The 19045-nt window shown below is 41.9% G+C and carries 19 protein-coding genes and 1 pseudogene; 14 read left to right on the forward strand and 6 right to left on the reverse strand.

The features are described from left to right. Nucleotides 1–17: 17 nt before the first annotated feature. Entirely contained in the window at nt 18–1394 is a 1377-nt protein-coding gene (locus tag V7K41_RS23505; RefSeq protein WP_334852117.1) for a dihydrolipoyl dehydrogenase family protein, read from the reverse strand. Nucleotides 1395–1601: 207 nt separating this feature from the next. On the opposite strand from V7K41_RS23505, the gene V7K41_RS23510 reads away from it, so the two are divergent. The 3 genes from V7K41_RS23510 to V7K41_RS23520 are packed head-to-tail and all read left to right on the forward strand — an operon-like array spanning nt 1602 to nt 2312. Continuing rightward, nucleotides 1602–1733 carry a hypothetical protein gene (locus tag V7K41_RS23510; RefSeq protein ID WP_334852119.1) on the forward strand — a complete coding sequence of 44 codons (132 nt, stop codon included), beginning with the start codon at nt 1602–1604 and terminating at the stop codon, nt 1731–1733. After that, nucleotides 1700–2047, forward strand: coding sequence for a HEAT repeat domain-containing protein (locus tag V7K41_RS23515; protein ID WP_334852121.1), 348 nt, complete (start codon nt 1700–1702; stop codon nt 2045–2047). Before V7K41_RS23510 ends, V7K41_RS23515 begins: the two co-directional genes overlap by 34 nt. A 37-nt stretch (nt 2048–2084) precedes the next feature. Next, a complete protein-coding gene (locus V7K41_RS23520; RefSeq protein WP_334852123.1) occupies nt 2085–2312 on the forward strand; it encodes a hypothetical protein in 228 nt (75 codons plus the stop codon). 127 nt (nt 2313–2439) lie between these two features. On the opposite strand, the gene V7K41_RS23525 is transcribed toward V7K41_RS23520, so the two are convergent. The 3 genes and pseudogenes from V7K41_RS23525 to V7K41_RS23535 all read right to left on the reverse strand — a co-directional run. Continuing rightward, nucleotides 2440–2814: a PIN domain-containing protein gene (locus tag V7K41_RS23525; RefSeq protein ID WP_334852125.1), complete on the reverse strand. Its 375-nt coding sequence runs from the start codon at nt 2812–2814 to the stop codon at nt 2440–2442. Beyond that, a complete protein-coding gene (locus V7K41_RS23530; RefSeq protein WP_334852127.1) occupies nt 2801–3034 on the reverse strand; it encodes a hypothetical protein in 234 nt (77 codons plus the stop codon). The genes V7K41_RS23525 and V7K41_RS23530 overlap by 14 nt, the downstream gene beginning before the upstream one ends. A 47-nt stretch (nt 3035–3081) precedes the next feature. After that, a pseudogene (locus V7K41_RS23535) lies at nt 3082–3198 on the reverse strand (DUF433 domain-containing protein); the annotation flags it as partial. Nucleotides 3199–3376: 178 nt separating this feature from the next. Here V7K41_RS23535 and V7K41_RS23540 point away from each other — a divergent pair. Further along, nucleotides 3377–3823 carry a DUF29 domain-containing protein gene (locus V7K41_RS23540; RefSeq protein WP_334852129.1) on the forward strand — a complete coding sequence of 149 codons (447 nt, stop codon included), beginning with the start codon at nt 3377–3379 and terminating at the stop codon, nt 3821–3823. A 635-nt stretch (nt 3824–4458) separates the two neighbouring features. Beyond that, nucleotides 4459–5403 carry a PEP-CTERM sorting domain-containing protein gene (locus V7K41_RS23545; protein ID WP_334852131.1) on the forward strand — a complete coding sequence of 315 codons (945 nt, stop codon included), beginning with the start codon at nt 4459–4461 and terminating at the stop codon, nt 5401–5403. 129 nt (nt 5404–5532) lie between these two features. Here the strand turns inward: V7K41_RS23545 and V7K41_RS23550 are convergent, their stop codons facing one another. Continuing rightward, the gene (locus V7K41_RS23550) at nt 5533–5817 is read right to left on the reverse strand and encodes a DUF427 domain-containing protein (protein ID WP_334852133.1); all 285 of its coding nucleotides are present in this window, start codon (nt 5815–5817) and stop codon (nt 5533–5535) included. A gap of 675 nt (nt 5818–6492) precedes the next feature. Between V7K41_RS23550 and V7K41_RS23555 the strand changes: the two genes are divergently transcribed. From V7K41_RS23555 to V7K41_RS23585, 7 genes are all read left to right on the forward strand, one after another. After that, complete coding sequence (locus V7K41_RS23555; protein ID WP_334852135.1) at nt 6493–7722, forward strand: damage-control phosphatase ARMT1 family protein; 1230 nt, start codon at nt 6493–6495, stop codon at nt 7720–7722. A gap of 126 nt (nt 7723–7848) precedes the next feature. Then, nucleotides 7849–8064 (forward strand): hypothetical protein, encoded by a 216-nt coding sequence (locus tag V7K41_RS23560; RefSeq protein ID WP_181928639.1) that lies wholly within the window; start codon nt 7849–7851, stop codon nt 8062–8064. Between the two features lie 7 nt (nt 8065–8071). Continuing rightward, nucleotides 8072–8497, forward strand: coding sequence for a type II toxin-antitoxin system VapC family toxin (locus V7K41_RS23565; RefSeq protein WP_334852137.1), 426 nt, complete (start codon nt 8072–8074; stop codon nt 8495–8497). A 197-nt stretch (nt 8498–8694) separates the two neighbouring features. Next, a complete protein-coding gene (locus tag V7K41_RS23570; RefSeq protein ID WP_334852138.1) occupies nt 8695–10281 on the forward strand; it encodes a metallophosphoesterase family protein in 1587 nt (528 codons plus the stop codon). A 175-nt stretch (nt 10282–10456) separates the two neighbouring features. Next, a complete protein-coding gene (locus V7K41_RS23575) occupies nt 10457–11215 on the forward strand; it encodes a YebC/PmpR family DNA-binding transcriptional regulator (protein WP_334852140.1) in 759 nt (252 codons plus the stop codon). A gap of 580 nt (nt 11216–11795) precedes the next feature. Continuing rightward, nucleotides 11796–11966: a hypothetical protein gene (locus V7K41_RS23580; protein WP_334852142.1), complete on the forward strand. Its 171-nt coding sequence runs from the start codon at nt 11796–11798 to the stop codon at nt 11964–11966. Nucleotides 11967–12185: 219 nt separating this feature from the next. Then, entirely contained in the window at nt 12186–12587 is a 402-nt protein-coding gene (locus V7K41_RS23585) for a nuclear transport factor 2 family protein (RefSeq protein WP_334852144.1), read from the forward strand. Nucleotides 12588–12671: 84 nt separating this feature from the next. Here the strand turns inward: V7K41_RS23585 and V7K41_RS23590 are convergent, their stop codons facing one another. Next, nucleotides 12672–12986: an RNA recognition motif domain-containing protein gene (locus V7K41_RS23590; RefSeq protein WP_334852147.1), complete on the reverse strand. Its 315-nt coding sequence runs from the start codon at nt 12984–12986 to the stop codon at nt 12672–12674. 1089 nt (nt 12987–14075) lie between these two features. Between V7K41_RS23590 and V7K41_RS23595 the strand changes: the two genes are divergently transcribed. Next, the gene (locus tag V7K41_RS23595; RefSeq protein ID WP_334852149.1) at nt 14076–15524 is read left to right on the forward strand and encodes an efflux RND transporter periplasmic adaptor subunit; all 1449 of its coding nucleotides are present in this window, start codon (nt 14076–14078) and stop codon (nt 15522–15524) included. A 78-nt stretch (nt 15525–15602) separates the two neighbouring features. After that, entirely contained in the window at nt 15603–18890 is a 3288-nt protein-coding gene (locus V7K41_RS23600) for an efflux RND transporter permease subunit (protein WP_334852151.1), read from the forward strand. Nucleotides 18891–19045 lie beyond the last annotated feature (155 nt).

Here is a 19045-nt window from a genome sequence, read left to right on the forward strand (position 1 = left end):
GCATCAATAAAACCTCTTCACATATTCGGACACCCTGGCATATTATCTCCAAGCAGCAACCGTGCCAGACTGGGTAAAGCTTCACCATAGGTGGGATGGATGTGAACCGATCGCTCTAACAACTGCCAAGTTGCTCCTGCTTCCATCAAGGATAAAAATACATGCACCAGTTCAGCAGTTTCGTACCCCACCAGGGTTGCTCCCAGGATTTTGTCTGTGTCGCTGTCGATCGCCATGCGATAAAATCCGAGGTCATGCCCCCACTCGATCGCACGCGCAATTTGGCTCATGGGTAACGTGACAGCACGCGCGTTGATGCCTTGTTTCTGAGCTTGTTCTAACGTCATACCCACTCGCCCCACCTGGGGTTCTGTGTAAACCGCATAGCCAAGGACGCGATCGCTCCGTGTCCGGTTTTCTCCACACAAAATTGCTTTTAAGCGGCGATAGTCCTCCCACGAGACGTGCGTAAAGGCAGGCTGTTTGGCAGCATCCCCAATCGCATAGACTCCAGAACAGGTAGTATGGAACTGGTCATCAATTTTGATAAACCCTCGATCGTCTAGCTCAATTTTGCTGGCGGCTGCATTTAATCGACTTGTATTGGGTTTCCGTCCAATCACAACCAGTAACGCTTCTCCTTGGAGTTGTTCGCCACTGCTCAGGGTCAGCCTAAACACATTACTCTCGTGGGCGACGTGATTCACATTGACTCCAAAGTGAAGCCCAATCCCATCCTGTTTTAATGCTTCTGCTAAGACCTTGCTGACATCAGCCTCTTCCCGGTCGAGGAGGCGATCGCCCCGCACAATTAAGTCGGTCTGACTGCCCAAACGCGCTAGTCCTTGTCCCAATTCCAAGCCAATATAGCCGCCTCCAATCACCAATAAACGGGCTGGTAAGGTGTTCAAGTCAAAGAAGTTGCGGTTGGTCAGATAGGGAGTTCCTGCAAGTCCGGGAATGTCAGGAATCAGCGCTGACGTGCCTGTGTTAATAATTACCAAAGGAGCCTGAACGGTAACATCCCCACCTTTGACCGTCCGTTCACCCACAAAAGAAGCTTCGGCACAAATGACTTTGACACCTGCAGTCTCCAATCGCTTGCGAATCCCCTGATTAAAGCTGCTGCGGATTCCCCGAACTCGCTCCATGACAGCTGGAAAATCCACTTCAACCTGCGTATGGATGCCTAACTTCTTGCCCTGACGCGCCCGCCCTGCTGCATGAGCCGCAGCTAAGAACGCTTTCGACGGAGTGCAGCCATAGTTGATGCAACTGCCGCCTAAAGCATCCCGCTCAAACAAGACAACTTTACGTCCCTCATTGGCAAAATCAGCCGCCAGTGGAATGCCTCCTTGACCACTGCCGATTACAATCACATCTGCTGTTTCCATCAGCGCTAAACTCCTTGGAGATAGTTTGCTTGGGTTCTAATTAGGTGTTCTTATTCTTCAATGCTGATTCCAGTCAAACCACTTAAATTATTTGAGTTAAAATTCAACTTATCAGGTTGTGCGTGGTATTCGTGATATTCTCTGTGAAAAATTGCAAAAGGTATTGATCCGAGAAATTTCTATATCAATTCAATTTGTAGTGAATTTATGGTAACTGTGACACTGACGGCTGTTGCTACTGCGATCGCTACTACGCTTTGGACTAAAGCCCAGGAGAAAATCGGCGAAAACATTGGTGATGCTACATGGACACCCGTAGTAAGGCAGCAGATAGCTTAGGCAGAATCGACCCAGGCAATAAAATTGCGATCGCCGCTTTGGTGCAATTGCTGCAATCAAATCATGTGGATGACGACACCCGTAGGCAGGCAGCATCTAGCTTAGGGCAAATTCTACAGGATAATAAACATCGCTTTGAGGTAGTTGAAGCTTTAAGTGGTTATTGGCGATTGGATGATGAAAACTACAATTTAGCCTGGGAATGCGCCCAGAATATGACTTACCCCGATTTCTTTCAAGCTTGGCATCAGCATAACCTTGCTACTCGTGCAATGCAAAGCTTAAAGAGAATCCTCTTCACAAGAATAATTTAAGTACTTTTGTAGCAGCGACGTTACAAATGAAGTTCCCGTGGTAACAACAGCTTGTCCATTTGTTAGCAACACAGAAGCGGACGTTAAGAATAAAGTTGTTGTCGTTACCAAAGCTTATGCGTTCGTTACCAACACAACTTGTTTTGTTACGAATACTTATCTATTTGTGGCAAACGCTTATGCGATCATTAACAATAGAACTTGTTTTGTTACAAATGCTTATCTATTCGTGGCAAATGCTTATGCGATCGTTACTACAGCTTAAGCAAAACTTATCAATTAACGACAAAATATAGCCATTCTTGTTTTGATACCTTGGCGTGAACTTCGAGAGTTATGTCTTTCCGTGCAAAAATGGATTGACAATCTGTAAGGCATTTTCAATAATTAAGCTATCTTGCATATCTTCTGAGTACAAAATACTTGCTTGCCCTAAAAATGAGACTATCCCAAAACGATAGCAAATAGCGAGCGCGCAATTTGACTGCATACTGAAGCGTTTCTAGTAAGACAGGCAAGATTTCACAGCCTTCTGAAAAATCTTCAATTAAGTTTTGAATCTGCGAGTTATCAAAACCTGCTTTACGGATTAAATTTGCACAAACTTCATTGATAACTTGCGTACTAACAAGTAGGTTTTCTTGACTTGTAACGTTTGTAGCTATTTGTTGCTTTTGTATTGCACTTAGATCGCTGGGGTTCAAGATAAAACGATAAAGCCAAATATTGGAATCAACAAAGCATCGTGTCAGATCACCAGCGTTCATTCGCTTCTTCTCTGGTGAGTGGTTTGAAACTTGCAATCTGGATAGGATTTGCAGTTAGCTGGGCTATGATACCCGTTTGTGGAAAACGCTTCTTTTTTGACAAAGGTTTTAATATCACAATTTGTACTATTTCGGCGTTGCGTATCTCGTCTTGATACTCAACGGGAATTTCGATTGTACCGTTGTTGACTTTAGCGTTAAAGTGTGTGTTTGTAGTCATTGGTTACAAAAGTTCTAAAAATCGGTCTAAATCTATCTAAACTTGTTTTAAACTTCAACTCGCCATGCAGCATAGGCAAGCGCCTCATAAATATCAGCTTCTTCGAGATAAAAATATGCTTTGAGAATATCGCTATTGCTGTGTCTAGAAGCCATTAACCCAACCTATTCCAAAATGATAAAATAGCGATGTCTACAACTGGCTACGCCTACGCGCGATTTGACTGCATACTCAAGCGTTTCTAGCGAGACAAGCAAGATTTCACAGCCTTTTCCCAATTCTTCAATTATATTTTGTTAAACCCTTGGGTTAAACTGTTGCTAAAGCACTCTAAAGTTTTTTATGACTCAATCACCAGTAAAAACTCTCTATGTAACAGACTTTGCATTATGGATTGAGCAGACTGTCAATAGCTTAAAATCCCAAGATTATAGCAATGTAGACTGGGAAAACTTAATTGAGGAGATAGAAGGATTGGGGAGGAGAGATAGACGAGAATTAGAAAGTCGTTTGACAACTTTATTTGAACACGCCTTAAAACGGAATTATGTAAATTTACCAGAATGTTATGGCGGTTGGGAAGCAACAATTAGCCGCACACAACAGGAATTAAGTCGTATTCTTCGAGATTCTCCTAGTCTGTGTAATTATTTTTTAACTATATGTGATGAATGTTATCAAAATGCACATAAAAATATGAGTAAGGAATATAAAACAAAATTTCCTGAGAATTGTCCTTTTCCTAATGGTGTAGAAACATTACTGAATGAAAGTTTTTGGTGTTGTTAAAAACCTGTAGTCATAATTTTTCGGTCATGCCTGCATATATTTTAGCTATCCCAAAACTATAGTAAATAGCGATATCTACGACGGGCTACGCCTACGTGCAATTTGACTGCATACTGAAGCGTTTCTAGTGAGACAGGCAAGATTTCACAGCCTTCTGAAAATTCTTCAATCGGGCATTGTTGCGGGAGTAATTGATAGAAAGATACTTATATAGCGCTTCTCGTTTGGATACAATACGCTCTGACTTCTCTCCAAACCTCTCTTTTAAAAGGAGAGAGGCTTTGATTCTTACTCCTCTTCCAGCAACAAAAGTTTTTCTGCTTCGCTTTCCTCATAAAAGAGGGTTAGGGAGAGGTAGGGAAGGGGCTGTTCTTGTTAGGTCTGTATTCCATACAATTGAGAACCACTATAGTTTTCAGAAATACAGGCTTATCACAACAGTTTTGCTGTATATTGAAGCGTTTCTAGCAAGACAGACTAGTTGATCGCAGCTTTCTAAAAATTATTCAATTAAGTTTTGAATCTATAAATTATCAAAACCAGCCTTGCGAATTAAATTTGAACATTATGATGTATCTATCAACTGTACAAGTGACTTTTTTTATTTTTTAAAAAATTAATCTGAGGAGTTTTAGGTGACAAAAAACAATAGAAAAAATGCTATCGCTCAAGCTATTTCCACAGCTGTTGCTCTGGGTTGGGTGATAATGCAAGTGGAATCAGCCCAAGCTGCTACTTTGACGGTTAACAATCTTGATGATAGTGGCTTTGGCTCATTGCGAGACGCTATCAACACTGCAACTAGCAATGACGTGGTAGAGTTCCTGTTGGGTAGTAATCCCAGTACAATTACCCTAACAAGTGGGACACTTGCGATCGCTAAAAATCTCACTATTAATGGCCCAGGTGCTAACTTACTTACCATTAGTAGCAATAATCACTTTCCCGTGTTTGACATTAACGCCGCCGATGTTAGACTTTCTGGGTTAGCGATCGCTGGTAATTTCAATGCTTACAGTTCTAGTAACCTAACCTTTACCAATAGCACTGTTAGCGGCGACAATTTTAAGATAGATAGTAACTTAAGACTTATCAATAGCACTATCAGCAGCAATAATATTGAGATTAATGCTAGTGATGTGGTGACGCTCACCGAGCATAGTCACTTATTTAGCAGCAACAATACTGTGATTAATACTAGTCAACTGATTGTCCAAGATTATAGTAACATCGGGACTCCCAACGGCATCATCAACAGCGGCACTTTAAATATCTCTACTGCTAATCTTGATTTAAATAATAACGTGGAAATTAACGCTGGTAGCAATAATTTAGGATTAGGAGGCAACATAACTCTTACAACCCCTAACCTGATTCTGAGAAGAGTACCCGAACCAAGTGCGATCGCTGGTGATAGCAATAATTCAGGAGTAGGAGGCAATATAATTGTTACAGCCAGTGACGTTGTTTTACTGACAAGAGTACCCGAACCAAGTGCGATCGCTGGTACTATACTTGCTGGTAGTGTGGTTTGGCTGACAAAGAGAAAGCAAGCAGCATTTCGCAAGGCGAAGGTATAATTACGTATTCAAATAAATTCGCAAATAAATTTAAATACTTAGCCTGCGTGCGCTGGCTAAGTATTTTATGGGCAATTAGTCGAATGTAATATCAATTACCTGCAACTAAAATACTTCCAGAAACCTTTATTAAGCCTCAACTTTTACACCCTTCCAGAAGGCCACATGGCCTTCAATGTTCTTAGCCTTCTCCTTAGAACTGGGATAATACCAAGCAGCATCTTTGTTGACTTGCCCATCAACTTCAATACTGTAGTAACTGGCAACACCTTTCCAAGGACAAGTAGTGTGAGTGTTGCTTTCAGTAAAGTACTGTTTGTTAATGGTGTCAACAGGGAAATAATGGTTGCCCTCCACAACTACAGTATTATCACTCTCGGCTAAAACAGCTCCATTCCAAATTGCTTTTGGCATAAATGACTTTGTAAATAAACTATACATATAACATTTTGACACTATTAGCTTATTTGTAGTGAATTTATGGAACCCGTGATACTGCCAAAATAGTTCAGAAGTCACGAAAAGGCAATGAGTTGGAGGATTTACCTCTAGATATTAATTGCAATCACTTTTTTTTATCAATTGGAAAATTAAAAGCATTTGCTTCCATCATCAAGATTTTCTAGCATATTGGTATGGAAAGTTAATTAGCCAAAACAAAGTTGGATTTCGGTTGATAGCCTCAAGCAAAAAATCTCTAGATATGTGAATAGGCGATGCCTGCGGCGAACTACGCTAATGCATCTTCTAAAAATACTTGTCAGATGAGGATTTTATTGAGCATATCTTTGTTTCTTTGAAGTTATTACTAAACTTTCTCCTAATTCCCCATTTTTCCAATTGGGGTGAATTTAATTCACCAGTTCGGGTAAATAACAAATCAACCCATCAGGTAAACTTCCGATTGGTTAAAACAAGAGACGCGAGGAATCGCCGTCTATACCATAATCAGTCTTTTTTTTCTGACTTTCTTAAATGCTTTGTTTGCAGCATTGGTGGATTTATCCCACTTTTGAGTTAATTAGGTTTGAAATAAAGTCGCACACGGGGTTAGAATAACTAAAAATATCAAGAAAATCAAAGTTTGTAGTGAATATACCCCACATCCCCAAATTACCCATACCACCGTCTCTTTTGGGGTCAGAAGTCGGTTCTTTTTCTGAGTTTACAGTTACTCAACGAATGCCTGCGATCGCTCGTAAAGTTATCGCTGAAAATAATTTCTCGTCTGAAATTAATACCAGCTTAGAAAACCTGGCTACAGAATTGCCAGCAGGATATGTGCAACCTCTTTTAAATAAGACTGCTATAGATTTTTCAGCCTGGAATACATATTTAGAATTATACAAAGATCGGCGTTGGGTAGATGTTCCTTGGTTTTTTGCCGAAACTTATTTTTTTCGGTTAATTCTAGAAATTACTAATTATTTTCGCCCTGGTGTCTGGCAAGGTGTCGATCCATTTGAGTTACAAAAGTCTCAAAGTTTAGAAGCATCTCTGGATTCGATTATTCTATTGTGTGGTCAGGCTAACAATTGGTTAGATAATTCACAACTCAAGGGAGAATCAAATCAAACAGCTTTAATAGCACTGTTATATTTTGCTTTGTGGGGAAATCGAGTTGACTTGAGTTTATGGTCAGCATCCGAGAGCGATCGCAGTCGTTTTGATATTCAAACCCAACTAGCTCACATCCTAGTAAATGATGCCTCCCAAGTCACGGAATTGTTAATCAACTCTCAAGGAGGACGGATTGATTTTGTTGTAGACAATGCTGGTTTTGAACTTGTTTGTGATTTATTTTTAGTAGATTTTTTGTTAAGTAGCGGACTGGCAGATCGGGTTTACCTACACTTAAAGCCACATCCGACTTTTGTCTCTGATGCCACGATTAAGGATGTACATTACACAACAAGTTTTTTAGCCGCTAGTGGAAATCAACAAGTTACATCCTTTGCTAAAAGATTGCAAGACAATATTGCATCAGGGCGTTTAGTACTATCTGAAGATTACTTTTGGACATCGCCTTTAGCTTTTTGGGAAATACCCAACTACCTCAAAAATGAGTTAGCCAATGCGAGTTTGATTATAATCAAAGGAGATGCCAATTATCGCCGATTATTAGGCGATCGCCATTGGAATTTTACCACCAATATTGCAGATATAGTCTGCTACTTACCCGTGCCAATGGTAGCTCTACGCACCCTGAAGTCAGAAGTAGCAGTCGGTTTAAAACCAGAAGTTCTTGAGAAAGTAGCAAAATCTGACTCTTCTTGGTTGACAAATGGGCAGTGGGGTGTAATTCAGTTGGTAGTTTAGACAATTTTGAAAAATCGAGATAATTTGTAAGACAAATATACGTATCTTCACTACTTATAGGGTCGTCTACTCTACCCGTATTACCACAACCAGTTTAGGATAGACTAGAAACAATTTTTGAGGAAAATGGTAGAAAAAATCACAGCTGTGTTTAATGGCAAAGTGTTCTATCCGGCTGAACCGATCGCACTACCAATTAATACCCGCGTGCGAATCAGTATTGAAATTTTACCGCCAAGTGAACATGAAACAGTATCATTTCTGCAAACGGCGCGATCGCTCAATCTCGAAGGGCCGCCTGACTGGTCTGCCAATATAGATAAATATTTGTACAGTAAATAAACTTTTCATGCATTCTGAAGTCTTTCTTGATACATCATTTGCCATTGCCTTATCTGCACCGAGCGATCGCTTGCATAACCGAGCCTTACATCTGGCTAAAATATTACAAGCAGCAGAAACTCGTTTGGTGACAACACAGGCGGTGATGTTGGAAATTGGCAATGCCTTATCCCAACAACCTTATCGTCAGGCAGCAATCATATTATTAAATTCTTTAGTAGCAGACTCCAAAGTAGAAATTGTCCCCCTTTCCCAGGAACTCTACGAACGTGCTTTCCAGCTATATCGCGAACGAACAGAGAAAGAATGGGGATTTGTCGATTGTGTATCTTTTATTGTTATGCAATATAGCGGCATCACTGAAGCACTGACTGCTGATGAGCATTTTCAACAAGCAGGCTTTCGAGCATTACTGCGAGAAAATTTGCCGTAAAGATTGGGGATTGGGCATGAAGCACCTGTACTGAGCGACGTCGTAAAGCCTGCGGTATAGCTACGCTTAGGGCGCAGCCTCTCGTAGAGAAATATTGGGCATTGGTTATTCACAAATGACAAATGACAAATGACCAATGACAATTAAATATTTCGTTACAATCGGCGTGTGCATTAGGCATTCAAGAGTTATCAGCCATGAAATTGATTTCCGATCCACCGATTCCTGTGAAAATTCAAAAGATGAAGGAACGGGTGCGGTGGATGCATCCAAGTTTTGTGCAACGGGGAATTGACCAAACCAGTATAGTTATTGACGATCGCAGGCAGGATAATCCAGAATTTTCCTTTATGGTTATCGGCGATTCCGGTACTAAATCCCATTCTCGACACCACCCCCAACGAAAAGTTGCCGAACTGATGCTGACTCACCGCGATGATTGCAGCTTTGTGTTGCATACTGGCGATGTCATCTATGTGGTGGGTTCCCAAGAATATTATTCAACAAACTTTATTGAGCCTTACCGGGAATTTCTCGTCGGTGGCGACAACCCGAAAGGCATTCCTTATGACCGCATGGTGTTTAATCTGCCGTTCTTGCCAGTACTTGGTAATCATGATTACTACGATGTGCCGTTGATGTACCGTTTATTTACTGGCACAACATCGTCACTGCGCCGCCTGTTCCGCTACAAAGATATCGAGATTGGCTGGCATGGATCGTATCAAGGTAATGCTTATGCACGGGCATTTATGGACTACACTCAAGCGATGTCTCCACCAGAGTTAGAACGTCATTTAGATCGGCACTACACTGCAAAGACCGACACAGGGCGCTGTTTGCGTTATGAACCTGGACAGTTTACTCGTTTACCCAATCGCTATTACACCTTTCGTTACGGCGGGATTGACTTTTTTGCACTTGATTCTAATACCTTTAATACACCTTCACCTTTACCTGCAACTCAAGAGGGGGAAATTTACCGCCGCCAATTGCAAAAGCGTCGCCAGGAAATAGATCGAGAAGAATTACAGATTTTGAAAATATACGATGCCTACGGCGGCAAGCTACGCCTCAACCCAGATAAACCTACAGAAGCAGAACAACTCGATGACCTTAGTGCCAAATTAGACCAAATAAACGAGATCAAAATCGACATTGAAAAACAACTAGCATCTCATCAAATGCCTGCGATCGACTTTGAACAACTTGAATGGTTGCGAAGCAGACTAATCGAATCTTGGAACACCTCCGAAGTGCGCGGACGTGTAATCTTTTTCCACCATCCCCCCTACGTCACAGAAGCTACCAAGTGGAATCAGGCACAAACCTTGGCGGTTCGCCACCGCTTGCGCTGGGTGTTTGAACAAGTAGCAGAAACTCTTGGTTTTCTAATTAAAGAACGTCCCATAGTCGATTTGATTTTAAATGGACACGCTCACTGTTTAGAGCATCTTTGTACAACTGATACCGGATTTGCAGACTCGCACATTAACTGCATTATCTCTGGTGGTAGCGGTCATCGTCCCCGCTATCAAAGGCGAGAAGGGATTGAATTGATGGAAACTTTTGCTGAGATTGCAGGTAAATCCACTCGGAAAGTTGCGGATTCAACGCTATTTGTAGGCCGTCATCACTACAATTTCCAGAACCGACTGCCTTATTCATGTGTGCGGATTGATGTTCTGGATGGTAGCCCGCCCAAGTTTATCATCAGACCGCTGATTACTGAACGGCTTGAACAAAAGTGGCATAATACGGAACTTGAACCTTTTGTTATCTAAACGGGATGCGAAGTAATTGAAGACACCATTCCTCATCTCACTTGAAAATCAAATCCGAGTGCTGCTGGGTTGCTTTGAATGATTATCTTGGCGAACTTTTACTAAATGCACCTTTGCATTAAGACAAAAGCTAGGTATATCCTAATCTTGAATAGAGTTATGATAATCTCAAATTATGGCAGGACATAGTAAATGGGCAAATATTAAGCGCCAGAAAGCGTTAGTAGATGCAAAAAAGGGAAAAACCTTCACTCAGTTATCCAGAGCGATTATCGTTGCGGCTAGAAGCGGCGTACCAGATCCGGCGCTGAATTTTCAACTTCGCACGGCAATTGATAAGGCAAAGGCAGCGAGTATTCCCAATGATAATATTGAACGAGCGATCGCTAAAGGTGCAGGCACTTTTGGCGGCGATAATGCTATCTTTGAAGCCATTCGCTACGAAGGGTATGGCCCTTGTGGTGTAGCGATTTTAATCGAAGCCCTCACAGATAATCGTAATCGCACTGCTGCTGACTTGCGTGTAGCTTTTAGTAAAAATGGTGGCAATCTTGGTGAAACAGGTTGTGTTAGCTGGATGTTTGAACAAAAAGGCGTTTGTGTAGTCCAGGGTGTACTTGACGAAGAACAGCTTTTAGAAGCATCCCTCGAAGGCGGTGCCCAGTCTTATGAGATGACTGAAGATGAGATGGCTGAGGTATTTACTGATATTGCAAATTTAGAAACTCTTAATCAGACACTCAAAAATCAAAGCTTTAAGGTAACTGATGCCGAATTGCGCTGGATTCCTAGTAATAGTGTAGAAGTTACCGATCCCGATCGGGCGCGATCGCTTTTCAAGTTAATTGATACTCTAGAAAGCTTGGATGACGTGCAAAATGTCACAGCTAACTTTGACGTAGCAGAAGAATTGATGGCTCTCAGCATTTCCTAATCAAAATTAACCCAAGTATCATAGCCAAATTACAGTTATTTGGATGATATCCAAATTGTTACATTTAAAATGGAAATGCCAACAAGTATTTTTTAGCTAAGTATTCCACGAACCTATCCTACTAATAATATTTGTGCTATAGGACTCATATTTGATTGCGTGAAAAAAACTCAGTACACCTTTATTCCTTCTTCCCAGTCCCTACGAATAATTCAGGAATCAAATCGGATTGCTATACAAAACTTAAACTTATTGAGAAATGAAAACGAAAAATTAAGGTTTTGAAGCACATTTTACGACAAAAAGTCGGGATTTTTAGAATAGTAAGATAGGTTTACCTAAGCTCCAATAAGATTCGGTTGAGGTTTTTTGATAAAAATTCTAGATCGCTAAAGATGCGATAAATCATCATTGTAGAGACGGCGATTCATCGCGTCTCTTGCCTTACCCGAACAGTATTGACGTAAGTCCTATATTTGACGGATGTAAAAATAGACATGAAAGATTCATATCAATTACAAACTTATGACATACGTCTATTGGATAGTTAAATTGTTGATTACCTGATGAGGATTTTCAAGTGAATAAGTTCGCTAAAGCTTTACTTTTGGCTCTAATTTTTGCTGCACCTGTAACCGTTGCATCTCAAGCTCAAGCTAAAACTATTCATCATACTAGCGGAAAATATGCTAAAGTTCATCATACTAAACATCACAGACGTCATGCTAAAAAAATACATAAACATTTATAAATAGTTACTATTAGTCGTAAAAGTTTCTAGTAGCTCTGTAATTAAGTTTAGTGTTGGTTTCTCTGAAAAGATAACTGTATTATTTAACCCCGCTGGAATCCCTACCAATCAGCGGGTTTTTTTATTAACTTGCTCAAGGGTGCGATCGGATAAAAATCAAAGTTAAAAGCGATCGCCTAATCCTATCTGCTACCATCCAATTTAGTCTTCAAAACATATATGAAAGCAGACTATTTAGAAGAATCACTTTTTCGTGAGTTAGAGGAGCGTTTGCTTCAACCCGATGTCCGAAAGTCAGCTAAAGATATCATGGATTTACTTGCTGATGAGTTCATTGAATTCGTCAGCTTAGGGCGTGTTTTTAATAAACAGCAAATTATCGAGAGCTTGCAGAACGAACCCATCCAACCCCTGACTCAAAGATTGATAACAGAATTCAAAACGTTAGTTTTAGCAACAGGGGTTGTTTTAGTAACTTATCGTATAATCAGACATATATCTGGCGAACAACCTGTTCATTCGTTGCGAAGTTCCATCTGGAAATTAAACAACGATCGATGGAAAATGATCTTTCATCAGGGCACTCTGGTTAGAGAATCATCAGTGCGGTATGAGAAGTAATTGCCTAAGATTATTTAGAATCAAAGTTTTCCATAAAAAAGACTCAAGCATTCCTGCCTGAGCCTTTTCTAAATTCAATTAAGCTTAGTAGCGGTTGTTGCTACGGTTGTAGCCGCCGCCACCACCACGGTTCCCAAAGGAACCACCACTTCTGTCTTCTTTGGGCTTGGCTTTATTTACTTTGAGGTCGCGACCAAGCCATTCAGCACCATCAAGAGCTTCAATAGCTTTTGCTTCTTCATCTTCTGAACTCATTTCCACGAAAGCAAAGCCGCGTAAACGACCTGTTTCGCGGTCAGTGGGTAGTTGAACGCGCTTTACAGAACCATATTCTGCAAATACAGCACTCAACGCATCTTGTGTAACATCATAGGAGAGGTTACCTACGTAAATTGACATCAAATGTCTCCAAAATCATAAGTTTGTAGAGATTTAGATTTCGGAGAGAAGTCTGTAATACCAAAAGGAAAAAGCCTGTCAATACTAAAAACAAACACTGTCGCCGAATTAATTCTCATTTCACTTCCCATCATCACATAACAATTCACTTTCTGGGAAAAAGCTTGAAAAACTGTTATAAAAAGTTATATAAGCGGTTAATAGCTAGATGATGGCTAGTCTCAAAACAGGTGAGGCTCTAGTGAACCGCACCCACGAGATTGACTAATCCACTCTCTTTTCTAAATATTGACTTTTGAATGCGTGATTTTTGACTTCCCCGTTCGCGTAGCGTCTCGCAGAGAAGGGGCGTGACTAGTTTGGATATGGCAAAACCGTGATCGCCACTTACCCGCCGATTCCTGGAAAAATTCCGAAATCTGGGCTTGATCAGCAGTTTGTGCAATTTTTAGCAATGATGTCACTTGTAACTTTCCTGACCTAATATTTGGTGGCTGTAATATATATCGCTTTTTTCTTTGCTTTCTATGCGATCGCCCGAACTAAATATTAAGGTGTCAAAAAAAGCAACTTATATTTACCATTCTTAATATACTTGATTGTGTGTAAAAATTACTAGGCATTTTGCTATATTAATAGGACTTACGCACAGGTAACGGAAAACGAACCACAGAGGACGCAGAGGTCACGGAGAAATGAGAGTTTGAAAGGGTTTTTGCGTAAGTCCTAATTAAATCTGGTTATATTTATCTAAGTATAATTATTTAATCAGTCCCAGATTAGAAGTAGGGGTGTAAAAGTGGCGTATCTTCAGTAAATACAAGTCTTCTACTAAGGGCAGATTGCAAGAAATTTAAAAATATTTATACTGAGTTAATAATTGCATCGTCAGCTAAAAAGCGGGCGACTCAATTTAATGAGTTAAAGTGGTGAGAATTTTTTAAAAAGAAAAAGTAATTTTTGATACAAAATTCTGCAAGAAGATAGCCAATTGACTCTCGCCGCTTTTCACTATTCATAATGTCTCAAAATTACTTGGTAATGCACGGCTGTTTAACCCAAAAAGCTCACCAAATACGAGAAAAATAAATGATTTTGGACAGAAATAAGCCGCACAAGCAGGCGAAAATCTCACCTTTGGCAGCCGCTAACCAGGTAATTAATACCCTGTTAAATTCAGTTATGAAGACTGATGTGGCTGTTGCAGATGTAAAAAATAGTTTTGACACAAAGGTGTCTTCCCCTTTTGCATCCATATTATTGATTCCCTGTCTGCTGGGCATAGGACTGCTGACAGCGAATTGTGGAGCGCTATCCAAGGAAGAACCGGCTGACGCACAATCTCAGAGTCCTGGTAGTGGACAACGTGATGGTAGTGCAACGGCTGTAGATGTGGCGATCGCTCGAACTGATACGCTGCAAACACAACCAGAATACACAGGTAATACAACACCCTTCCGAATTGTGTCACTGCGATCGCAAGTAGAAGCTCGGTTGTTGGCTTTGAACTTAGATGTGGGCGATACAGTAAAACTTGGGCAAAACGTCGGGCGGTTAGATGATGCTATACTTTCGACCGAATTAAAGCAAACAGAAGCAGAGCTAGCAGCCCTCAAATCAGAAGTAGCTAGGGCAACCAATCAGGTAAGCAATGCCCGTGCAGACGTTGAACGGGCGCGCCTAGAAGTAGTACAAGCTCAAGCAGACTCAGAACGGCAGCAGAATCTATTCAAAGCTGGAGCGATCGCTGAACAAACTGCCCAGCAAGCACGTACCCAGGCAAAAACAGCTGCCCAGGCATTCCGGGCAGCCCAAGAACAAGTTCGGACAGAACAGCAAGCCGTTGCTGCCGCGCAAGGTAGAGTACTTGCTCAACAAGCATTGGTTGCTCAAACCAAAGAGCGCAGGTCTTATGCTCGGCTGGTATCCCCTATCACTGGCGTAGTCACAGAAAAGGTGACAGAACCAGGCAATCTGCTGCAAGCAGGTAGCGAAGTCTTGAAAATTGGCGACTTTAACCGTGTCAAAGTTGTCGTGCAAGTTTCCGAATTAGAACTGGCACAAATTCAGGTTGGGCAGTCTGTACAAGTGCGCTTAGATGCCTTTCCCAAAGAAGCATTAATTGGCAGAGTTACGCGCATTTCCCCAGCTGCCGATGCCACAGCTCGCTTGATACCTGTAGAGGTGTTGATTTCTAACACTCAAGGCAAGATTGGCAGCGGACTACTGGCGCGAGTCAACTTTGAAAACCAGACTCAACAGCGCGTAGTAGTGCCGCAAACAGCTATTCAAAAACAAGCAGGAGCAGCAAAGGGAGCAGGAAAAGAGCAAGAAAACCCGTCGGGGACGCTATTTGTGGTGAAAGACACAGATGGCAAGACGAAAGTAGCGACGCGTGCAGTCACTTTCGGAAAAAGAGCTGATAGCAAAGTGGAAATTTTATCCGGTTTGCAAGCGGGAGAACGCTATGTTGTTCGTAGTGGTAAGCCGTTAAAAGAAGGTGACACTGTAAGTCTTTCAATTCTTTCAGAAAAGTAATAGTAGGGTGAGCAATAATCACCATACCAAAGAAAAAAGTACTCAGTAGTCAGCATTTAGCACTTATCACTTAGGATCATGCAACAGGCAAATAATAATGGCAATAGCGGATTTAGTCTTAGTGCGATCGCTATCCGCCAACACATTGGCACACTCATGCTCACTGTGGCAGTAATTGTCATTGGGGTATTTTTTCTCACAACGATCCAAGTCGATCTGCTACCGTCAATTACTTATCCCCGAATTGGCGTTCGGCTAGAAGCCCCTGGTATTTCACCAGAAGTAGCAGTAGATGAAATCACCAGACCTTTAGAAGAAGCTTTAAGGGCAACTGAGAATGTAGTACAAGTTTTCTCCCGCACCCGTGAGGGGCAGGTAAGCCTCGATTTATACTTTCAACCAGGGGGCGATATTGACCAAGCTCTAAACGATGCAACTGCTGCTTTTAACCGAAATCGAGGACAACTGCCAGATACAATAGAGGAGCCGCGCTTATTCAAAGTCGATCCTTCTCAATTGCCGGTTTATGAATTGGCGCTGACCTCTGCTTCATTGCCAGGTAAAGAGTTACGCGTATTTGCTGATGAAGAGTTAACCCGTGAACTCAGTGTCGTGCCAGGAGTCGCTTCCGTTGATGTATCTGGTGGCGCAGAGGAAGAAGTACGAGTCCTTGTTGACTTAAACCGATTGCAAGCTTTGGGTGTCGGGTTAAATGATGTCTTAAATGAATTAACGGCCCGTAACCAAGATACTTCTGGTGGTCGGATTCTGGGGCAAAATTCCGAGCCATTGACTCGCACTGTCGGACGCTTCCAAAATGCCAAGGAAATTGAAAACATCTCCTTAGAAGTCTCCTCTCCCCCTGCTTCCCCTGCCTCCCCTGCCTTCCCTACTTCCCCTGCACCTTCCCGCCGCGTTTATTTGCGAGATTTTGCTGAGGTAATTGACGATACAGAAGAACAGCGAGTATTTGTTTATCTGAATCGTCAGCCTGCGGTGAAATTTTCAATCCAAAAGCAGCCTGAAGCCAACACAATCACAGTTGTAGATGCTGTGAAGCGCCGAATTGAACAATTACGACAATCAGGTTTAATTCCAGCAGACATGACTTTGAGTCCCACCACAGATGAATCTGTCTTCATCCGCAATTCTTTAAATGATGTCATCTTTTCGGGGATTTCTGGAGCATTGTTAGCAGCAGCAGCAGTGTTGTTATTTTTGGGATCGTTCAGGCAAACATTCATTATCAGTTTGACGATTCCGCTGTGTACTTTGGCGGCGATCGCTTTAATGAGAATATTTGGTTTAACCTTGAATGTTTTTAGTTTGGCAGGTCTGACATTAGGAGTCGGTCAAGCAATTGATACATCGGTTGTGATCTTGGAGAACATTTCCGAAAAAGCGGGGATGACTCCTAATCAGAGAGAGAGGGGGGAGCAGGGGGAGCAGGGGGAGCAGGGGAGGCTGGGTAATTCCAAATTCTTTATTAACAGTGCGATCGCAGCTTCCCAAGAAGTAGAATCTGCTTTAGTTGCTGCTACAGGTGCCAACTTAGTTTCTGTAGTGCCATTTCTCTTAATTGGCGGCTTTATTGCACTGCTATTTAATGAACTGATTTTGACAATTAGCTTCGCAGTTGCAGCATCTCTGGTTGTCGCCATTACAGTAGTGCCGATGCTGTCTTCTCGACTCTTGGGAATTCGCTGGTCTAGTCGGATTAGTGAATTTTGGCTGCTTAGACAGTTTAATCACCGATTTGAAGATGCTACGCTCTTATACGGTAATTTCTTAACCAAGGTCTTACGCTATCGGCTCCTCGTAGTAACTGCTGCTTTGCTAATTTTAGGCGGCAGCAGCTTCTTTATGTTTGGTCAAATTCCCCAAGAAATTTTACCCCGTATCAGTACTGGTCAAGCTAACTTGAGAGCGCAGTTTCCTCCCGGTACACCTTTAGCAACTTCTGAAAAAGTTATGCAAATTGTCGATGACATTTTGCTCAAACAACCAGAAACCGAGTCTGCTTTCACAACTGTGGGTGGTAATTTATTTGGCAGCAACACTACAGAAAATCCTTTACGTGCCAGTAGCACCATCAATCTTAAACCAGGCACAGATGTCGAAGCTTTCGTCAAAAAAGTAACTCAAGAATTTAACAAACTCAACTTAGCAGGAATTCTGCTACGCCTCAATCCTGGTCAGGTGCGGGGTTTAATTTTGAGTAATTCTCCAGTGCAAGGGTCAGAAGTTGACGTGATTCTGCAAGGTGAGAACGAAGAAAACTTAACGCAAGCAGGCGCTCAAGTGCTGCAAGCATTACAAGAAAGGGCAAAATTAGCGACATTCCGACCAGATGCCGACCCCCGACAACCGGAAATCCAAATTCGCCCCGACTGGGAAAGGGTTTCAGCTTTAGGGTTGAGCGCAGGGCAAATTGGTGCAACAGTTCAAACAGCAATTGAAGGTTCAGTTCCCACGCAAATTCAACGCGGTAATCGTTTAGTTGATGTGCGGGTGCAGCTAAATAAAGAAGCGATTCAGCGTCCTTCTCAGTTAGAGCAATTACCGCTATTTACAGAAAACAATCAACTAATCCGGCTTTTTGATGTGGCGAAGATTCAAGAAGGTCAAGCGCCTGGTGAGGTACAACGGATTAATCAGCGCCAAGCTTTTATTGTCGCAGGAAATCTCAGTGAGGGAGCTAGTCTTGGTGAAGCGATCGCAGAAGTCAACGAGGTACTTAAAGATGTAGACTTACCTGATGGCGTTTCAATTGTGCCTAGTTCTGCCCAAGAAACGAATCAGCAACTTCAAAATGCTTTAAAAACTTTGGGAGCGTTGGCAACGTTCTTAATCTTTGTAGTCATGGCGGTACAATACAATTCGCTGATTGACCCATTGGTAATTATGTTCACCGTACCACTAGCGTTAGCTGGGGGAATTTTTGGACTTTACATTACCCAAACTGCAATTGGCGCAACTGTAATTGTTGGTGTCGTCCTGCTGGTGGGAATTGTGGTGAATGCAGGGATTCTCATGGTGGAACTGGCGAATCAAATTCGGGATGAAGTTGGTTGTACTCGCCAAATTGCGATCGTGAAAGCTGCTCCTCAACGTTTGCGCCCAATTATCATGACTACAGTCACTACTATCTTGGGACTGTTTCCTTTGGCATTAGGCATTGGCGAGGGTTCTGAGTTTTTGCAGCCTTTAGGGATTGTAGTTTTCTTTGGGATGGCGATCGCAACGATGCTGACATTATTTATCATCCCCTGTTTTTATATTCTGCTGCACGATTTGCTAGGTGGAAATTGGGCGAAGCCAGTGTTAACCCGATTGCGTGGAGTTACGAAAAAACTTACCAGTTAATGAGCATTTAAGTTGCACATAGCGCAATACCGATTTTGCTAGCGATCGCGATCGCTGTTTCTTTCTGGGGTGGTTATAAATAGACAGCCGTTAGCCATAGTCTCTAAACCTTATAACCATTTCAGACATCCACTTAGACATCACCCTTGTTCTAA

It is taken from the genome of Nostoc sp., from assembly GCF_036917415.1.
GTDB lineage: Bacteria > Cyanobacteriota > Cyanobacteriia > Cyanobacteriales > Nostocaceae > Nostoc.

Excerpts from the sequence above, each read along its gene's own strand:
- V7K41_RS23505 (WP_334852117.1), bottom strand. The coding sequence starts at position 1,394 with ATGGAAACAGCAGATGTGATTGTAATCGGCAGTGGTCAAGGAGGCATT.
- V7K41_RS23510 (WP_334852119.1), top strand. The coding sequence starts at position 1,602 with ATGGTAACTGTGACACTGACGGCTGTTGCTACTGCGATCGCTACTACG.
- V7K41_RS23515 (WP_334852121.1), top strand. The coding sequence starts at position 1,700 with ATGGACACCCGTAGTAAGGCAGCAGATAGCTTAGGCAGAATCGACCCA.
- V7K41_RS23525 (WP_334852125.1), bottom strand. The coding sequence starts at position 2,814 with ATGAACGCTGGTGATCTGACACGATGCTTTGTTGATTCCAATATTTGG.
- V7K41_RS23530 (WP_334852127.1), bottom strand. The coding sequence starts at position 3,034 with ATGACTACAAACACACACTTTAACGCTAAAGTCAACAACGGTACAATC.
- V7K41_RS23540 (WP_334852129.1), top strand. The coding sequence starts at position 3,377 with ATGACTCAATCACCAGTAAAAACTCTCTATGTAACAGACTTTGCATTA.
- V7K41_RS23550 (WP_334852133.1), bottom strand. The coding sequence starts at position 5,817 with ATGCCAAAAGCAATTTGGAATGGAGCTGTTTTAGCCGAGAGTGATAAT.
- V7K41_RS23560 (WP_181928639.1), top strand. The coding sequence starts at position 7,849 with ATGGTAGAAAAAATCACAGCTGTGTTTAATGGCAAAGTGTTCTATCCG.
- V7K41_RS23565 (WP_334852137.1), top strand. The coding sequence starts at position 8,072 with ATGCATTCTGAAGTCTTTCTTGATACATCATTTGCCATTGCCTTATCT.
- V7K41_RS23570 (WP_334852138.1), top strand. The coding sequence starts at position 8,695 with ATGAAATTGATTTCCGATCCACCGATTCCTGTGAAAATTCAAAAGATG.
- V7K41_RS23575 (WP_334852140.1), top strand. The coding sequence starts at position 10,457 with ATGGCAGGACATAGTAAATGGGCAAATATTAAGCGCCAGAAAGCGTTA.
- V7K41_RS23585 (WP_334852144.1), top strand. The coding sequence starts at position 12,186 with ATGAAAGCAGACTATTTAGAAGAATCACTTTTTCGTGAGTTAGAGGAG.
- V7K41_RS23590 (WP_334852147.1), bottom strand. The coding sequence starts at position 12,986 with ATGTCAATTTACGTAGGTAACCTCTCCTATGATGTTACACAAGATGCG.
- V7K41_RS23595 (WP_334852149.1), top strand. The coding sequence starts at position 14,076 with ATGATTTTGGACAGAAATAAGCCGCACAAGCAGGCGAAAATCTCACCT.
- V7K41_RS23600 (WP_334852151.1), top strand. The coding sequence starts at position 15,603 with ATGCAACAGGCAAATAATAATGGCAATAGCGGATTTAGTCTTAGTGCG.